This is a genomic window from Streptomyces sp. NPDC088197, assembly GCF_044741185.1.
GTDB lineage: Bacteria > Actinomycetota > Actinomycetes > Streptomycetales > Streptomycetaceae > Actinacidiphila.
Window position 1 is genome coordinate 421,237 of the sequence record NZ_JBIUSD010000006.1, and the last position, 18,411, is coordinate 439,647.

The following is an 18,411-nucleotide window of genomic DNA, read 5'->3' on the forward strand; positions in this document are numbered from 1 at the left end:
CCCTGAAGCACGGGGGCGAACCCGCTGTGACGTGAGACCGCTCTCACGCGTACCCACTGTCACCCGACCCGCCCACGCGCGGGCGCTCAGGCATGTCCGGAAACCGGCAGGTCCGCCAACTGGCTTTGCCATGGCATGAATCGTTGCCTTCCGAGGCGTAGACGCCGCCGTAGCGCGTCTGTAACACTCTGCCAACACAAACGCAAATTTCTCGCAGAACAACGATGGATCTGCATGGGAAGAGCGCAACTTCATATGCTCAACCCGCACGTTTCGGATAGTCCGTCTCCTGAACCTCCCACCGCTCCGGTCGCGACGAAGCGCCGGACACGACATAGAGGGACGCTATGAGAACGAAGCGCTCCATCCCACGGCTGATGGCGGGGGTGACCGCGACGAGCCTGCTGCTCCTGGGCGGGTCCGCTCTTCCCGCCATGGCATCGGGAGAGCCAAGTCCGGCGACCGACAGCGCGGTCTCGGTCAGTAGCACCAGCGGCAAGAACAGCGCCGCCCACCTCAACGACGGCGACCAGAACACCTATTGGCAGAGTTCGGGCAAGTCCCTGCCGCAGTGGGCGCAGATCGACCTGGGCCGCACCACCCGCATCGACCAGGTGCGGTTGAAGGTCCCCTCGGGGTGGAAGTCCAGGTCGGAGACGCTCTCGATCCAGGCGAGCGAGGACGGCGAGACCTTCAACACCCTGGTCGGCTCGGCGAAGTACACCTTCAGCCCGTCGACCGGCAACACCGTCAAGATCTCCTTCCCGGCCTCCATGGCGCACTACGTGCGCGCCGAGGTGACCGGGAACTCCGCCGGGTCCTCCGCCCAGCTCTCCGAGATCACCGCGCAGGCCGCCGCGGCCTCGACGGTCAACCTCGCCAAGGGCAAGCCGACCGCGGAGTCCAGCCACGCGGACGTCTACGGCTCGGGCAACGCCGTTGACGGTGACGCGAATTCGTACTGGGAGAGCTCCAACAACGCCTTCCCGCAGTGGCTCCGGGTCGACCTCGGCTCCGCGGTGGCGGTCAACCAGGTCGTGCTGAAGCTGCCGCCGGCCACGAGCTGGTCGACGCGCACGCAGACCCTGGCCGTCCAGGGCAGCACCAACGGCACCACGTTCACCGACATCGTCGCCTCGGCGGGTTACTCCTTCAACCCGTCGTCGGCCAACACGGTGACCATCAACTTCAACTCGACGACGACCCGGTACGTCCGGCTGAACATCACCGGCAACACCGGCTGGCCCGCGGGTCAGATATCCGAGTTCGAGGTGTACGGGCCGACGACCGGTGACACCACCGCGCCGACCGCGCCCGCCAACCTGGCGTACACCCAGCCCGCGTCCGGCCAGGTCAAGCTGACCTGGAGCGCCTCCACCGACGACACGGGCGTCACCGGCTACGACGTGTACGCCAACGGCGCGCTGCGTACCTCGGTGGCCGGGAACGTGCTGACGTACACCGACAGCCAGCCCGACACCGCGACCGTGGCGTACTACGTGGTCGCCAAGGACGCCGCGGGCAACCAGTCCGCGCACAGCAACACCGTGACGCGCACCGGCACCTCGGGTGACACGCAGGCGCCGACCGCACCGGGCAGCCTGGCGTACACCCAGCCCGCCTCCGGCCAGATCAAGCTGACCTGGACGGCGTCGAGCGACAACGTCGGTGTCACCGGCTACGAGGTCTTCCGCAACGGCAGCCAGATCGCCACCACCGCGGCCAACGTGCTGACCTACACCGACAGCCAGCCCGACACCGCGACCGTCTCGTACTTCGTACGGGCCAAGGACGCGGCCGGGAACGAGTCGGCGAACAGCAACACGGTGACCCGCAACGGCACCAGTGTCGGCGGTACGAACCTGGCGGTCGGCAAGCCGATCGTCGCGTCCGCCACCGTGCAGAACTTCGTCGCCGCCAACGCCAACGACGACAGCCTGTCGACGTACTGGGAAGGCAGCGGCACCAGCACCCTGACCGTCTCGTTGGGCTCCAACGTGGACACCAGCTCCGTGGTGGTCAAGCTCAACCCCGACGCCTCGTGGGGCAACCGGACCCAGACCATCGCGGTCTCCGGCCGGGAGCAGAGCGCGAGCACGTTCACCCAGCTCTCGCCCGCGACCGCGTACAACTTCAGCCCGTCCACCGGCAACTCGGTGACGATCCCGGTCTCCGGCCGGGTCGCTGACGTGCGCCTCACCTTCAGCTCCAACACCGGTGCGGGCGGCGGCCAGGCGGCCGAGTTCCAGGTCATCGGCGTACCGGGGCCCAACCCCGATCTGACCGTCAGCTCCCTGACGGCCTCGCCCGCCTCGCCGATCGAGACCGACCCGATCACGCTCAGCGCGACGGTGAAGAACATCGGCACCGACGCGGCGGCCTCCACCGACGTCAACTTCTACCTCGGCACCACCAAGGTCGGCACCGGCACCGTCGGCGCGCTGGCCGCGGGCGCGAGCAGCGTCGTGACCGCCAACATCGGCGCGAAGGACGCGGGCAGCTACCAGCTCACCGCCAAGGTCGACGAGTCCAACAAGGTCGTCGAGCAGAACGAGACCAACAACAGCTACACCAACCCCACCGCCCTGGTGGTCAAGCCGGTCGACACCTCCGACCTGGTGGCCTCGCCGGTCGCCTGGTCGCCGGGCAACCCGTCGGCGGGCAACAACGTCAACTTCTCGGTGGCCATCAAGAACCAGGGCACCGTGGCCTCGGCGAGCGGCGCGCACAACGTCACGCTCACCCTGGCCGACGCCACCACCGGCAGTGTCATCAAGACGCTGACCGGCTCCTACAGCGGCGCCATCGCGGCCGGAGCGACCACCAGCCCGATCAACCTGGGTAGCTGGACCGCGGTCAACGGCAAGTACACCGTGAAGACGGTGATCGCCGTCGACGCCAACGAGGTGGCGACCAAGCAGGCCAACAACACCAGCACCCTGTCCTTCTTCGTCGGTCGCGGCGCCAACATGCCGTACGACTCGTACGAGGCCGAGGACGGCGTGCTCGGCGGCGGCGCCCAGGTCGTCGGTCCCAACCGGACCGTCGGCGACATCGCGGGCGAGGCGTCCGGCCGCAAGGCGGTGACGCTCAACTCCACCGGGCAGTCCGTGTCCTTCACCACCCGCGCCAGCACCAACACGCTGGTGGTCCGCTACTCCATCCCGGACGCCGCGGGCGGCGACGGCATCAACTCCAACCTGAACGTCTACGTCAACGGCACGTTCCTCAAGGCCATCGACCTGACGTCCAAGTACGCCTGGCTGTACGGCAACGAGACCGGCCCCGGCAACAGCCCGGGTGCGGGCGGCCCCCGTCACATCTACGACGAGGCCAACCTGCTGCTCGGGACGACCGTCCCGGCGGGCAGCACGATCAAGCTCCAGAAGGACGCCGCGAACACCAGCACGTACGCGATCGACTTCATCAACACCGAGCAGGCCACGGTGATCCCGAACCCGGACCCGACGAAGTACGTCGTGCCGGCCGGCTTCACCCAGCAGGACGTGCAGAACGCCCTGGACGCGGCGCGACAGGACACCACCAAGCTCGGCGTCTACCTGCCGACCGGTGACTACTCGACCGCCCAGAAGTTCCAGGTCTACGGCCGGTCGATCAAGGTGATCGGCGCCGGTCCGTGGTTCACCCGCTTCCGCACTCCGGCCGACCAGTCGAACACCGACGCCGGATTCCGCGCGGACGCCACCGCCAACGGGACGACGTTCTCCGGATTCGCGTTCTTCGGCAACTACACCTCGCGCATCGACGGTCCCGGAAAGGTCTTCGACCTCTCCAACGTGGCCAACATGACCATCGACAACATCTGGGTCGAGCACACGGTCTGCATGTACTGGGGTGCCAACACCGACAACATGGTGATCAGCAACTCCCGTATCCGTGACACGTTCGCCGACGGCGTCAACATGACGAACGGCTCCACGGACAACCACGTCTTCAACAACGAGTCGCGGGCGACCGGTGACGACAGCTTCGCGCTGTTCTCCGCCATCGACGCCGGCGGCGCGGACGAGAAGAACAACGTGTTCGAGAACCTGACGTCGCTGCTGACCTGGCGCGCGGCGGGCGTCGCGGTGTACGGCGGGTACAACAACACCTTCCGGAACATCTACATCGCGGACACCCTGGTCTACTCCGGAATCACCGTCAGTTCGCTGGACTTCGGTTACGCGATGAACGGCTTCGGAACCGTGCCGACCAACATCCAGAACGTGTCGCTCGCCAGAACGGGCGGTCACTTCTGGAACGGCCAGACCTTCCCCGCCATCTGGCTGTTCTCGGCCTCGAAGGTGTTCCAGGGAATCCGCATCAGCGATGTGGACATCACCGATCCGACGTACAGCGGCATCATGTTCCAGACCAACTACGTGGGCGGTCAGCCGCAGTTCCCGATCACGGACACCATCTTGACCAACATCTCGATCACCGGTGCCCACAAGAGCGGTGACGCGTACGACGCGAAGTCGGGATTCGGTCTGTGGGCCAATGAGCTGCCGGAGGCCGGTCAGGGACCGGCCGTTGGTTCCGTCACCTTCAACGGTCTGCACTTGAGCGACAACTTCCAGGACATCAAGAACACCACCTCGACCTTCACCATCAAGGTCAACAACTAAGGGCAGCCGCTGAGGAGCGGCCGTCAGCTGGGAGGTGTCCGCGTTCGGCTCTCGAACGCGGGCACCTCCCGCATGCGTTCACGGGCGGGGTTGGAGAGCAAAAGGCGTGCGGTTGTCTTCAGTTGGTGAACGTGAGGGCTTGACGTGGCATTGGTCTAGTCCTACCTTCGCCGATGCGCCCTCAGTCATGTCGGAGTCCGCCGTTCACGGATCAGAACCGATCCGGGTGCGCGGGTCCGGCTGTCCGCTACCGGAAGGTCTCCCCCCATGAACAGACCGCGCATTCGGCTCAAGGCGCTGACCGCACTCGCCGCCGTCCCCGCACTCGCGGCGGGACTGCTGCTGGCCGCGGGCGCTCCGGCGCAGGCCGCGGCCAATCCGGGCCCCGGCTTCCCCGCGCAGTACGCGGCGCCCTACGCCGAGGTCTGGAACTCCCCGTCGGCGCTGGCGGCGGTGAAGAACGCCACCGGGCTGAAGTACTTCACCCTCGCGTTCGTCATCGACGGCGGCGGCTGCAACGCCACCTTCAACGGCAGTACCTCGGTCACCGACGCGAGCTGGACGTCGGCCATCAACACCCTGCGGTCCGGCGGCGGCGATGTCATCGCCTCCTTCGGCGGCGCGGGCGGCACCGAGATCGGCATCTCCTGTACGTCGGTCGCCGCGCTCAAGACCCAGTACAAGCGCGTGATCGACGGACTCAACCTGACCCGCCTCGACTTCGACATCGAGGGCGGCGCGCTCAACAACACCACCGCCAACGACCGGCGCAACCAGGCCCTCGCGCAGCTCCAGCAGGAGTACGCGGCGGCCGGCAAGAAGCTCGACATCGACTACACGCTCCCGGTCAACCCCACGGGCCTGGAGTCCAACTCGCTCAGCCTGCTGAACAACGCCAAGAGCAACGGCCTCAACGTCAACCTCGTCAACATCATGACGATGGACTACGGGCCGTCGATGGACATGGGCCAGGCGGCCATCAGCGCGGCCACCGCGCTGCACAGCCAGCTCGGCGCCATCTGGAACACCAAGACCTCCGCGCAGCTCTGGGCGATGGAGGGCAACACCCCCATGATCGGGGTGAACGACTCGACCAACGAGGTCTTCTCGACCGCCAACGCGCAGTCGCTGGAGACCTTCGCGAAGAACAACGGCATCCAGGAGCTGTCCTTCTGGTCGCTCGGCCGTGACAAGGCATGCGCCACCAACGGCCAGTTGTCGGACTCGTGCAGCGGCACACCCCAGTCGCAGTACCAGTTCTCCAGCATCTTCAACGCCATCACCGGCGGCGGCACCACTCCGCCGCCCACCGGCGGCGCCACCGGGCCGATCCGGTCCGGTTACGCCAACAAGTGCGTGGACGTGGCCTCCGCGAGCAGCGCCAACGGCGCGGCGGTCCAGCTCTACGACTGCAACGGCACCACCGCGCAGAACTGGACGGTCGGCAGCGACAACTCGCTCCAGGCGCTCGGCAAGTGCATGGACGTGGCCGCGGCGGGCACCGCCAACGGCAGCCAGGTGCAGCTCTACGACTGCAACGGCACGGCCGCCCAGAAGTGGACCCGCAGCGGCAGCACCCTGGTCAACACCGGCTCGGGCAAGTGCCTGGACGCGACCGGGCCCAGCTCCGCCAACGGCACCCGGCTCCAGATCTGGACCTGCGCGGGCGGCGCGAACCAGCAGTGGACGCTGCCTTCGTGACCCGCGCGTCCGCTGAGCGCTAGCTGAGCGGACAGGCGAATCGACCGGTCCCGGGCGGGGACGATGTCACCCGCCCGGGACCGGTGCGCTGTATCGCAGTGATCTTACGGGCTCCTCGCAAACAATCGACGTGGATACGTAAAAAATCTGCGGTGCGGAGATATTGCGGAGTATGTGCGCGGGGCGGGAAGGAGTAGGGGGCGCCGCCGCTTGTCATCGGTGGCCCGCTGTCGATCCTTCACGAGGAGCCCCGATGAACAGCACGGAACTGCTGGCCGACGCCTTCGGCCGGATCCAGGAAGTGGTCCACGACGCCGTGGACGGCCTCACCCCCGAAGAGCTGGCCTTCCGCGTGGACGAGGGCGCCAACAGCGTCGGCTGGCTGATCTGGCACCTGACCCGCGTCCAGGACGACCATGTCGCCGAGGTCGCGGGCACCGAGCAGGCGTGGACCGCGCAGGGCTGGGACGCCCGCTTCGACCTGCCCTTCCCCGCCGGGGCGATCGGCTACGGCGACGGTCCGGACGACGTCGCCGCCGTCCGGGTGAGCTCCGCCGACCTGCTCACCGGCTACCACGACGCCGTATACGAGAACACCGTCCGCCATGTGCGGGAGCTGACCGACGACGACCTCGACCGCGTCGTGGACAAGCGCTGGAATCCGCCGGTGACCCTGGGTGTACGCCTGATCAGCGTCGTCTCCGACGACCTGCAGCACGCCGGGCAGGCGGCGTATCTGCGGGGGCTGCTGATGCGCAGGCGGTGACGGCGTCGGTGTCGGCGTCGGCGTCGGCCGTTCACCCTTCGGTGTTAGAGTTACTTAACCTAAGTTAAGTACCTGCGCGACCTGTGGGGTGTGAGGGTTGGCGAGCGAGAAGACGGCCGAAGAGCCAGCGGCACGAATACAACGGAGGCCACCGCGCATAGCGGCCGACCATCCGCGCTACAAGTGGGTGGCACTGTCGAACACCACGCTCGGCATGCTGATCGCCACGATCAACTCCTCGATCGTGCTGATCTCGCTCCCCGCGATCTTCACCGGTATCCACCTCGACCCCCTCCAGCCCGGCAACGTCAGCTATCTGCTCTGGATGCTGATGGGATACATGCTGGTCACGGCGGTCCTCGTGGTCACCCTCGGCCGGCTGGGGGACATCCTCGGCCGGGTCAAGATCTACAACTCCGGCTTCCTGATCTTCACCGTCACATCGGTGATCCTCTCCCTGGACCCGATGCAGGGCGGCGGCGGCGCGCTCTGGCTGATCGGCTGGCGCGTCGCCCAGGCCGTCGGCGGCTCGATGCTGATGGCCAACTCGGCCGCGATCATCACCGACGCCTTCCCGGCCCGCCAGCGCGGCATGGCGCTCGGCGTGAACATGGTCGCGGGCATCGCCGGATCCTTCATCGGCCTGGTCCTCGGCGGCCTGCTCTCCGAGTGGGACTGGCGCTCGATCTTCTGGGTCAACGTCCCGATCGGCCTGATCGGCACCGTCTGGGCCTACCGCTCGCTCCACGAGACCGGCGTCCGCCGCAAGGCCAGAGTCGACTGGTGGGGCAACGTCACCTTCGCCGTCGGCCTGACCGCGCTGCTCGCGGGCATCACCTACGGCATCCAGCCCTACGGCGGCCACACCATGGGCTGGACCAACCCCTGGGTGCTCGCGGGCCTGATCGGCGGCGTCGCGATGCTCGCCGTCTTCTGCCTCGTCGAGGCCAAGGTGCGCGAGCCGATGTTCCCGCTCGGCCTGTTCCGCAACGTGGCCTTCGCGGGCGGCAACGCGGCCACCCTGCTCGGCTCCATCGCCCGCGGCGGCCTCCAGTTCATGCTGATCATCTGGCTCCAGGGCATCTGGCTGCCCCTGCACGGCTACGACTACGTCGACACCCCGCTGTGGGCCGGTATCTTCCTGCTGCCGCTCACCGTCGGCTTCCTGGTCTCCGGGCCCATCGCGGGCTACTTCTCCGACCGGTACGGCGCCAGGCTCTTCGCCGCCGCCGGATTCGTCGTGATGGCCGCGTCCTTCGCGGGACTGCTGCTGCTCCCCACCGACTTCAACTATCTGGCCTTCGCGTTCCTGATCTTCCTCAACGGGGTCGGCGGCGGTCTGTTCGCGGCGCCGAACACCTCGATCATCATGGCGAGCGTGCCCGCCGAGGCCCGCGGCGCCGCCTCCGGCATGCGCGCCACCTTCCAGAACGCGGGCATGGTGCTCTCCATCGGCGTGTTCTTCTCGCTCATGGTCGCCGGACTCGCCCGCTCGCTGCCCGGCACCCTCAGCAGCGGCCTGGTCGCCCAGGGCGTGCCGGGGGCCAACGCGCACGAGATCGCCAATCTGCCGCCGGTCGGCACGCTCTTCGCGGCCTTCCTCGGCTACAACCCGATCCAGCACCTGCTCGGCCCCGACCTGCTCGGCAAGCTCCCGGCGGCCAACCAGCACACGCTCACCGGCCGTGAATTCTTCCCGCACCTGATTTCCGGGCCGTTCCACGACGGCCTCGTGGTGGTGTTCGCCCTGGCCATCGTGATGTCCTTGGTCGCGGCGGGCGCGTCACTGATCCGCAGCCGCGCCGTCCGCGCGGCCCACGCCCCGCAGGAGTAACCGAACCGACCGAGGAGGCGCCCCCCGCCATGGACCACACCGACGGGCGCGGGGGCGCCACTCCGGCCGCGGTCGCGCTGATCGTGGCCCGGCTCTACCGCCAGCTCGCCCAGGCGTCCGCCGACGACCTCAACCTGACGTACGCGCAGCTCTCCGCGCTCGCCAGGATCGGGCAGTTCGGCCCCATCCGGCTCGGTGAACTCGCCGCCCGCGAACAGGTCGCCGCCCCCTCCCTGACCCGTACGGTCAGGCCGCTGTCGGAGGCCGGGCTGATCGGCAAGGAGGCCGACCCCTCCGACGGCCGCTCCTGGCTTGTCAGCATCACCCCGGAAGGGCGCGCCCTGCTGGAGCGCATCCGCCGCGAGCGGGCGGCACTGCTCGCCCGGAGGATGGCGTGGCTCACCGACGAGCAGCGCGCGACGCTGGACGCGGCGCTCCCCGTCCTGGAACTGCTCCTCACCGAACGGACCCCGCCGGACTGACCCGAGCGGACTGACCCCGGCGGTCTGGACCTCACGGTCCGGCCCCGGCGGTCCGGCCCTTACGAACTGCCCCCTCGGCTACCCCGCCTCTCAGGCGGGCTGTTCCGGCTGTCCGGGCCGCTCGGGCCGGCCCGGCTCGACCGGGGGCGCCAGCACACCGCAGTGCGGCGCGCACTCCGGCTGCGCGAGCGGCCCCTTCGCCCCGTCCTCGCGCAGCGCACCCGACGGCACCAGCACCGCGGCCAGCACCGCGGCGACGGCGCACAGGCCCGCACAGATCAGCATCGCCTTCCCGAACGCCGAGTTCACCGCGTGCGGCGACCGGTAGGCGTGGTCGGACAGGCCGACGGCCAGGGGGAGGGCCGCGACGATCAGCAGTTGCGCCACGCGGGCCGCCGCGTTGTTCACCCCGCTGGCCACCCCCGCGTGGTCGACCTCCACCGAGGCCAGCACGGTCGCGGTGAGCGGCGCCACGAACAGGCACATGCCGAGCCCCTGGACGACGACGGCGGGCAGCACGTCGACGACGTACGAGGAGGTGTCCGGCGACACGCGCGTGAGCAGCAGCAGGCCGCACGCGGTGACCAGCGGACCGACCGTCAGCGGCCAGCGCGGCCCGATCCGCTGGGCGAGCGCGCCCGCGGGCGCGGACAGCAGCAGCATCAGGACGGTCACCGGCAGCGTGGCGAGACCGGCGCGCAGCGCGCTGTACCCGGCGGCGATCTGGAGCTGCACCGGCAGCACGAAGAACACCCCGCCGATGGCCGCGTACAGACAGAGCGTCACCAGATTCATCGAGGTGAACAGCTTCGAGGCGAAGACCGACAGCGGCAGCATCGGGGACGGGCGGCGTCGCTCGGTGCGCAGGAAGGCCCAGCCGCACGCCAGACCCGCCGCCGCGGGCACGGCGACCGCGACGGGGGAGGGGTGGCCGGACGCGCTGATCAGCGCGTAGGTGACGCCCGCGAGGCAGAGCGCGGCCAGTACCGCGCCCAGGATGTCGAAGCTCCCGCTCGCCGTACGGTCGCGGCTCTCCGGCACGTGCCGGACGGCGATGGCCACCACGACCGCCGCCAGCGGCAGATTGATCAGGAAGATCCACCGCCAGCCGGGACCGTCCACCAGATAGCCGCCGAGGAACGGGCCGATCGCGCCCGCCACGCCGCCGAGGCCCGACCAGGCGCCGACCGCCTTCGCGCGGTCCTGCGGGCGGTACGTGGACTGCACCAGGGCGAGCGAACCGGGCGTCAGCAGCGCCCCGCCCACGCCCTGGAGCGCCCGCGCCGCGATCAGCACGCCGCTGTCGGGCGCCGCGCCGCACAGCGCGGACGCCAGGGCGAACCAGACGACGCCGATGACGAAGACCTTCCTGCGCCCGAACCGGTCACCGAGGCCGCCGCCGAGCAGGATCAGCCCGGCGAGCGTCAGCAGATAGCCGTTGACGGTCCACTGGAGCGCCGCCAGGGTCGCGCCGAGGCCCTCCCCGATCCGGGGGAGCGCGATGTTGACGATGGTGCCGTCCAGCATCGCCATGCCCGAGCCGAGCACCGAGCAGGCCAGCACCCAGCGCCCGGTCGCCGAGGAGAGCCGCACACCCTCGGCGGGCGGCTCCGGATTACTCATGACCGTCACCATAGAGCGCCGGGAGCCGAGGCGTGAGTGTCGCGGCCCCGCGCCGCGGCAACCGTGAAAACCGTGCCCGCCGCGCACCCGCGACCGCGCCCGCCGCCCACCCCCGACCGCGCCCGCCAAGCGACCCCGACCACGCCCGCCGCGCATTCCCGACCGTGCCCGCCACGCGACCGCGACCGCGCCCGCTGATCACCGGCGCGCATCGGGGGTAAGAATGGTCAGGGCAGGCCCGACCGATGACGCAGCGAAGGAGACGCGGATGCCGCACGAGCGCGCCGGAACACCGGCACGGCCGGACGACCTGGTGGACGTACCCCGCCTGATCACGGCCTACTACGCGCTGCACCCGGACCCCGGCGAGACCGGCCAGCGGGTGGCGTTCGGCACCTCGGGGCACCGCGGCTCGTCGCTGAACACCGCGTTCAACGAGGACCACATCGCCGCCACCAGCCAGGCGATCTGCGACTACCGCACCGGGCAGGGCACCACGGGACCGCTCTTCCTCGGCGCCGACACGCACGCGCTGTCCGAGCCCGCGCGGGTCACCGCGCTCGAGGTCTTCGCCGCCAACGAGGTCTCGGTGCTGATCGACGAGAGCGACGGCTGGACGCCCACCCCGGCCGTCTCGCACGCGATCCTGTCGTACAACAGGGGCCGTACCACCCACCTCGCCGACGGCGTGGTCGTCACCCCCTCGCACAACCCGCCCGCGGACGGCGGCTTCAAGTACAACCCGCCGAGCGGCGGCCCCGCCGCCTCCGACGCCACCGGCTGGATCCAGGACCGGGCCAACGAGCTGATCGCCGACGGCCTCAAGGGCGTGCGCCGCGTCCCGTACACCCGGGCGCTCGCCGCCGACACCACCGGGCGCTACGACTTCCTCGGCCGCTACGTGGACGACCTGCCGTCGGTGCTCGACCTGGAGACCGTACGGCGCGAGGGCGTCACGATCGGCGCGGACCCGCTGGGCGGCGCGTCGGTCCAGTACTGGGGCCGGATCGCCGAATGGCACGGCCTCGACCTGACCGTGGTGAACCCGGTCGCCGACCCCACCTGGCGCTTCATGACGCTCGACTGGGACGGCAAGATCCGGATGGACTGCTCGTCGCCGTACGCGATGGCGTCGCTGATCGCCCGCAAGGACGAGTACCGCATCGCCACCGGCAACGACGCGGACGCCGACCGGCACGGCATCGTCACGCCCGACGGCGGCCTGATGAACCCCAACCACTACCTGGCCGTCGCCATCTCCTACCTGTCGCGGCACCGCGAGCAGTGGCGGCCCGACCTGGCGATCGGCAAGACGCTGGTGTCCTCCTCGATGATCGACAAGGTGGTGGCCGACCTCGGCCGTCCGCTGACCGAAGTCCCGGTCGGCTTCAAGTGGTTCGTGGACGGGCTGCTCGGCGGCACCCTGGCCTTCGGCGGCGAGGAGTCGGCGGGCGCGTCCTTCCTGCGGCGCGACGGCTCGGTGTGGACCACCGACAAGGACGGCATCCTGCTGGCACTGCTGGCCGCCGAGATCACCGCCGTCACCGGCCGCACCCCGTCCGAGCACTACGCGGACCTCACGGAGCGCTTCGGCGCCCCCTCCTACGCGCGGATCGACGCGCCCGCGACCCGCGAGGAGAAGGCCGTACTCGCCGAGCTCTCGCCCAAGCAGGTGCCCGCCGCCGAACTCGCCGGAGACCCCGTCACCTCCGTGCTCACCCACGCCCCCGGCAACAACGCGGCCCTGGGCGGCATCAAGGTCAGCACCGACAACGCCTGGTTCGCCGCGCGGCCCTCGGGGACGGAGGACGTCTACAAGGTCTACGCCGAGTCCTTCCTCGGCGACGACCACCTCGCCACCGTCCAGGAGGAGGCACAGGCCATCGTCGCCCGTGCGCTGAACGGCTGACGGCCGCGCCCTCCACCCGACGGAGCGACACCGGAGCGCGTGCTCCGCTCCGTCGGGTGAGGGACGACAGGCCCTTCGACGCGCGGGCGGCTCAGGCCAGTTGGGCGGCCTGGAGACCCGCGTACGCGCCGCCGCCGCGCACCAGCTCGGCGTGCGGCCCGACTTCCGCGATACGGCCCTCGTCCAGGACGACGATACGGTCGGCGTTGCGGATCGTGGACAGCCGGTGGGCCACCACGAAGACCGTACGGCCGCGCACCAGCCGGGTCAGCGCCTGCTGGACCAGCGCCTCCGAGCGGGAGTCGAGCGCGGACGTCGCCTCGTCCAGGACCAGCACGCGCGGGTCGCGGATCAGCGCACGGGCGATGGCCAGCCGCTGCTTCTGCCCGCCGGAGAGGCGGGCGCCCCGCTCACCGACGACGGTGTCGAGACCGTGGGTCATCCGGTCGATGAACTCCAGCGCGTTGGCGTCCCGCAGCGCCGCCCTGACCCTCTCCTCCGGCACATCGGTCATGCCGTAGGTGACGTTGTCGCGGACGGTGCCCTCGAACAGGATCGAGTCCTGCGGCACCACCGACAGCCAGGTCCGGTAGTCGCGCAGGTCCAGATCCTCCATGTCGACGCCGTCGAGCAGAATCCGCCCATGCGTCGGCCGCAGGAAGCCGATCACCAGATTGAGCACGGTCGACTTGCCCGCGCCGGAACCGCCCACCAGGGCGACCGTCTCGCCCGGCCGCACGTCCAGATCGAAGTCGACCAGCGAGGGCCGGTCGCTCTCGGGATAGGTGTGGCCGACCCCGCGGAACTCGAAGTGCCCCACCACGCCCTTCACTTCGGCCTTGCCGTCGTTCTGCTCCAGGTCGGGCGCCTGGAGCACCTCGCCGATCGAGCGGACCGACTCCAGGCCCTTGCCGATCTGCGGGGTCAGCGTCAGCAGCGTGGTCACCGACCCGGTGAGGCTGGAGAAGTACGCGCTGAGCATCACCACGGTGCCCGCCGAAACGTTCAGCCAGCCGTAGTAGGCGACCAGCGCCGAGCCCGCCAGGCAGGCCACACCGATCGCGTTGAGCAGGATCCAGGCCAGCGAGCCGAACCAGCCGTTGAGCCGGTCGAGCCGCAGCCCCGCGTGCAGCACCTCGCCCAGCGTGCGGTCCACCCGGTGCAGTGCGGTGTTCTCCAGGCCGTGCGCACGGGTGATGGGGATCAGGGTCGTCATCTCGCTGACCCGCGAGGACAGTTGCTCCACCTGCTGGCGGAAGGACTCGTTGTCGTGCCGCAACCGGCGGCGCAGCCGCACCACCAGCATCGCGGAGGCGGGCACCACGATCAGATAGACCGGCAGGAAGGCGGGCGCCTGGATGCCGATCACCACCAGGCCGCCGCTCAGGGTGGCGATCGCGGCCAGACCGTTGTCGGCGGTCTGCTGCGCCGCCGTCTCGATGGTCTCGACGTCCCTGATCACCTTGGCCTGGAGCACGCCGGCGCTGACACGGGAGTGGTAGCCGATGGAGAGCTGCTGCATCCGCTGGCAGATCGCCGTGCGCAGCCGGGTGCCGGTCCTGCGGATCGAGCCCTGCATGCAGCGCACGTACGCCAGGTGCAGCGGGAGGTTGAGGCTGAGGATCACCAGCAGGACGGCCGAGTTCCACCACAGCACCGATATCGGCCGGTGCTGCACGACGACGTCGACCACGTTGGCCGTGATGAGCGGCAGCAGCCAGACGGGGGTGTGCTTGGCGAAAAAGGCGAGTACGGCGAACCCGACCCGGCGACGGTCGGGTTCGAAGAGGTAGAGGAGGGTACGGACGGGGTGTTCGCCGCGGTAGCGGTGGCTGAGCGTGCCTTGCGGCAGCGCCATTGAAGGCTCCTCGAAATGACGTCTTCGCAGTACAGGTGCGCGCATGCGCCTCATCGCGCATGCGCCCGCCTTCACCTTAGAGCCGCTACAGCACCACGACCGAACGCAATACGTCGCCCTCGGACATCCGCGCGAACGCCGCCTCCACCTCGTCCAGCGCGATGGTCTCCGTGACGAACGCGCCCAGGTCCAGGCGCCCCTGGAGATGCAGGTCGATCAGCATCGGGAAGTCCCGCGACGGCAGGCAGTCGCCGTACCACGACGACTTCAGCGCGCCGCCGCGGCCGAACACGTCCAACAGCGGCAGCTCCAGCGTCATCTCCGGACTCGGCACCCCCACCAGGACCACCGTCCCGGCCAGATCGCGCGCGTAGAACGCCTGCTTGTACGTCTCCGGGCGGCCGACCGCGTCGATCACGACGTCGGCGCCGTTCCCGCCGGTCAGCTCGCGGATCGCCTCCACGGCGTCACGGTCGCGGGAGTTGACGGTGTGCGTGGCGCCCATCGCGGACGCCGTGGCGAGCTTGCGGTCGTCGATGTCGACGGCGATGATCCTGGCCGCACCGGCCAGCCGCGATCCCACCACGGCCGCGTCGCCGACGCCGCCGCAGCCGATGACCGCGACCGAGTCGCCGCGGCCCACGTTCCCGGTGTTGAGCGCCGCGCCGATCCCGGCCATCACCCCGCAGCCGAGCAGCCCGGCCACCGACGCCGACACCGCCGGGTCGACCTTCGTGCACTGCCCGGCCGCTACCAGCGTCTTCTCCGCGAAGGCGCCGATGCCCAGCGCGGGCGACAGCTCCGTGCCGTCCTTGAGCGTCATCTTCTGCTTCGCGTTGTGGGTGTCGAAGCAGTACCAGGGGCGCCCGCGCAGACACGCGCGGCACCGGCCGCACACGGCCCGCCAGTTGAGGATCACGAAATCGCCCGGCGCGACCTCGGTGACGCCGTCGCCGACGGTCTCGACCACGCCGGCGGCCTCGTGCCCGAGCAGGAACGGGAAGTCGTCGTTGATCGCGCCCTCCCGGTAGTGCAGGTCGGTGTGGCAGACCCCGCACGCCTGGATCCGCACCACCGCCTCGCCCGGCCCCGGATCCGGCACCACCACCGTGTCCACCCGTACCGGCTCGCCCTTGCCCGGTGCGATCACTGCGCGGACTTCCTGTGCCATGTCCGGTCCTTCCCTTCGTCGTGTGCCCAGCGTTCGGCCACTGTTCGCTGCCGACGATAGGTGCCGCGACCCCGCGGCGGGCAGTACCCGGAAAGGCGCACATGGGTGGACCGGCACCGGGCATACGTCACTGCGGGCCACAGGTCGCCTATCGCTCGACGCTGTGAGGGGCACTTTTGACCACTGAGGACAGCGCGGTCCGCGGCACGCGGCCGGCTGACAGAAGACGGCTGCCGAAGACCGTCGCGACCTTCCGCGCCATCCGGGCCCTCGGCCGCGCCATAGGGGCGGCATGGGAGGAGGACGCCACGGAGCGGGCGGCGGCCCTCACGTACTACGCGGTGCTCGCGCTCTTCCCCGCGCTGCTGGTCACCGTGTCGGTGCTGGGCCTGGCGGGCGGTGCCTCGGAGAACCAGCTGGCCTCCGAGGTCACCTCCCTGCTCCCGACCGCGTCCCGGCCGATCGTCGCCTCCGCGCTCCAGGACATGGCCGACGACCGGTCCGCGACCCTCTCCCTGGTGATCATCGGCAGCGCGGGCGCCGTCTGGTCGGCGTGCAGCTACTCCAGCGTCTTCCGGCGCGCCCTGCACTCGATGTACCGGGTGACCGACCACCGCCCCGCCTGGCGCACCGCCCCGCGCATCGTGATCACCTCGGTGGCGCTGCTCGTCCTGCTGGTGTGCAGCGCCAGCAGCCTGGTGGTCAGCGGCGAGGTCGCCCACCGGATAGGGGAGCTGCCGCACATGAACACCCCCGTGATCACCGCCTGGCGGGTGTTGCGCTGGCCCTTGCTGCTGGTGCTGGCCGCCGCGCTGGTCCTGGTGCTCTTCCGCTCAGGTCCCCGCGGCACCCGCGGCCTGCGCGCGATGGCCCCCGGCGGCGCCCTCGCCGTCCTGCTGTGGCTGCTGACCTCGGTCGGATTCGCCGCGTACACCGCCCGCGCGGGCACGTACAACCGGCTCTACGGCCCGCTGGCCGGCACCGTGGTCTTCCTGGTGTGGCTGTGGTTCTCCAACCTGGCCCTGCTGGTCGGTGCCCACTTCAACGCCCAGCGGGCACTGGACGGCAAGGCCGCGCCGCCGCCGGAGGCCCCGGCGGCGTCGAAGACGCCGGAAGCGGCCCCGGACGTCGCACCGCTGCCGGTTCAGCCGCGGCCGGGCCGGAAACGGCGGTAGAGCACGACGCCGCCGAGCAGCAGGGCGGCGCTGCCACCGGCGGTGTACGGCAGGCCGTCCGCACCGGTGTGCGCCAGCGTCGGGGCCGCGGGGTCCTCGACGTTCGGCGGCGCGGGAACCGGAGTGTGGGCCGGGGCGGGCGGGGTGGTCGGCACCGGAGTGGGCTTGACGACCGGCGGGGTCGAGCCGTTCGTCGAGGTGTTGCCCGTGGAGGGGTTGCCGATCCCGACGACATTGACGCTGTTGCCGGTGATGTTGACGGGCACGTCGATCGGCAGCCGGATGCTGTTGCCCGACAGCAGGCCGGGCGAGTTACGGGTGCCGCCCGCCGCGTGTGCGCCGCCGCCCGAGCCCGAGTTCGTCCCGGCGGGGACGGCGCGCTCATCGGCCGGTGCGCCCGCGTGCCGTCCCGGCCTGGCGCCGGGGGAGGAGTGCGTGGCGGCCGGAGCCGAGGTGTTGGCGCACGCGTTGCCCGTCACCGGATTCAGCAAACCGATCACATTGATCGTATTTCCGCATACATTCACCGGAATGGAGACGGGCACTTCCACCGAATTGCCCGACAGGACACCGGGCGATCCGGTGGTGTCACCCTGGGCGGCCGAATCGGCCTGGGCATACCCGGCGCCCGCCAACAGACCGCCGGCGACCATGGCGGTGACGAGTCCCTTCTGGGCAACCCTGTTCATACGCTTTCCTGCCTTCCGGAAATCCTCACGGGCCGCATGCCCGCACCGGAGACAACGCGCTCAGGGCCAATCAGGTCATGGCCGACGGATAAATCACCCCAACGAGTGACCGTGTCGCGGCCCCGTCCCTGACGGGCCGACAGGACGTGCGGCCAGCGCTTTTCCCGGTATTCCGGCTATCGGTTCCGCTATTCCTATGAATTACCCATGAGCGGCCGATGGAACGTGGTAACGGATTGTCCCGACACGACAGCGGCGGCGACACCGTGAGGTGTCGCCGCCGCTGTGACGTCTGTCGTGGGGTCCGGCTTCAGGCCGCCGAAGCGTCCTCGGTCTCGTCGTCCTCGTCCATGAACAGGTGGCGCTCCATGTGCACGCGGGCGGCGGCCAGCGCCGGGGCGATCTCCCGGGTGCCGGTCGACACGCACAGCGTGTACGCCGTGTCCTGGAGCTGCTGCCGCACGCGCGGGTCGACGGACTTCGCCGTCTCGACCTCAGCGGTCAGCGTCTCGTAGCGTTCCACCAGGTTCCGAAGGACGGTCGGGTGGGCCATCAGCATCGTCGTACTCCTC

12 protein-coding genes are annotated in these 18,411 nt (G+C 70.0%); 7 read left to right on the forward strand and 5 right to left on the reverse strand.

Features of this window, described 5'->3' with window-relative positions:
* Positions 1 to 347 precede the first annotated feature (347 nt).
* From ACIOC1_RS18110 to ACIOC1_RS18130, 5 genes are all read left to right on the forward strand, one after another.
* Entirely contained in the window at positions 348 to 4,631 is a 4,284-nt protein-coding gene (locus ACIOC1_RS18110; RefSeq protein ID WP_391160642.1) for a discoidin domain-containing protein, read from the forward strand.
* A 267-nt stretch (positions 4,632 to 4,898) separates the two neighbouring features.
* Entirely contained in the window at positions 4,899 to 6,332 is a 1,434-nt protein-coding gene (locus ACIOC1_RS18115) for a ricin-type beta-trefoil lectin domain protein (RefSeq protein WP_355347684.1), read from the forward strand.
* A 253-nt stretch (positions 6,333 to 6,585) separates the two neighbouring features.
* Positions 6,586 to 7,098 (forward strand): DUF664 domain-containing protein, encoded by a 513-nt coding sequence (locus ACIOC1_RS18120; protein WP_355347681.1) that lies wholly within the window; start codon positions 6,586 to 6,588, stop codon positions 7,096 to 7,098.
* 214 nt (positions 7,099 to 7,312) lie between these two features.
* The gene (locus ACIOC1_RS18125; RefSeq protein WP_391161365.1) at positions 7,313 to 8,932 is read left to right on the forward strand and encodes an MFS transporter; all 1,620 of its coding nucleotides are present in this window, start codon (positions 7,313 to 7,315) and stop codon (positions 8,930 to 8,932) included.
* 29 nt (positions 8,933 to 8,961) lie between these two features.
* Positions 8,962 to 9,414 (forward strand): MarR family transcriptional regulator, encoded by a 453-nt coding sequence (locus ACIOC1_RS18130; protein ID WP_355347678.1) that lies wholly within the window; start codon positions 8,962 to 8,964, stop codon positions 9,412 to 9,414.
* A gap of 90 nt (positions 9,415 to 9,504) precedes the next feature.
* On the opposite strand, the gene ACIOC1_RS18135 is transcribed toward ACIOC1_RS18130, so the two are convergent.
* A complete protein-coding gene (locus tag ACIOC1_RS18135; protein WP_401855289.1) occupies positions 9,505 to 11,037 on the reverse strand; it encodes an MFS transporter in 1,533 nt (510 codons plus the stop codon).
* Positions 11,038 to 11,305: 268 nt separating this feature from the next.
* Here ACIOC1_RS18135 and pgm point away from each other — a divergent pair, with 268 nt between their 5' ends.
* Positions 11,306 to 12,946 (forward strand): phosphoglucomutase (alpha-D-glucose-1,6-bisphosphate-dependent), encoded by a 1,641-nt coding sequence (pgm, locus tag ACIOC1_RS18140; protein ID WP_401855292.1) that lies wholly within the window; start codon positions 11,306 to 11,308, stop codon positions 12,944 to 12,946.
* 91 nt (positions 12,947 to 13,037) lie between these two features.
* On the opposite strand, the gene ACIOC1_RS18145 is transcribed toward pgm, so the two are convergent.
* Positions 13,038 to 14,804, reverse strand: a complete 1,767-nt coding sequence (locus ACIOC1_RS18145; RefSeq protein WP_391050739.1) for an ATP-binding cassette domain-containing protein — start codon at positions 14,802 to 14,804, stop codon at positions 13,038 to 13,040.
* Positions 14,805 to 14,889: 85 nt separating this feature from the next.
* Complete coding sequence (locus ACIOC1_RS18150; protein ID WP_355347666.1) at positions 14,890 to 15,975, reverse strand: S-(hydroxymethyl)mycothiol dehydrogenase; 1,086 nt, start codon at positions 15,973 to 15,975, stop codon at positions 14,890 to 14,892.
* A gap of 176 nt (positions 15,976 to 16,151) precedes the next feature.
* Between ACIOC1_RS18150 and ACIOC1_RS18155 the strand changes: the two genes are divergently transcribed.
* Complete coding sequence (locus tag ACIOC1_RS18155; RefSeq protein ID WP_355347663.1) at positions 16,152 to 17,150, forward strand: YihY/virulence factor BrkB family protein; 999 nt, start codon at positions 16,152 to 16,154, stop codon at positions 17,148 to 17,150.
* Here the strand turns inward: ACIOC1_RS18155 and ACIOC1_RS18160 are convergent.
* Both ACIOC1_RS18160 and ACIOC1_RS18165 read right to left on the reverse strand, forming a co-directional pair.
* Positions 17,120 to 17,839 (reverse strand): chaplin family protein, encoded by a 720-nt coding sequence (locus ACIOC1_RS18160; RefSeq protein WP_391050741.1) that lies wholly within the window; start codon positions 17,837 to 17,839, stop codon positions 17,120 to 17,122. The two genes, ACIOC1_RS18155 and ACIOC1_RS18160, sit on opposite strands and share 31 nt — an antisense overlap.
* 310 nt (positions 17,840 to 18,149) lie before the next feature.
* Positions 18,150 to 18,398, reverse strand: a complete 249-nt coding sequence (locus ACIOC1_RS18165; RefSeq protein ID WP_355350278.1) for a DUF5133 domain-containing protein — start codon at positions 18,396 to 18,398, stop codon at positions 18,150 to 18,152.
* Between the last annotated feature and the right edge of the window lie 13 nt (positions 18,399 to 18,411).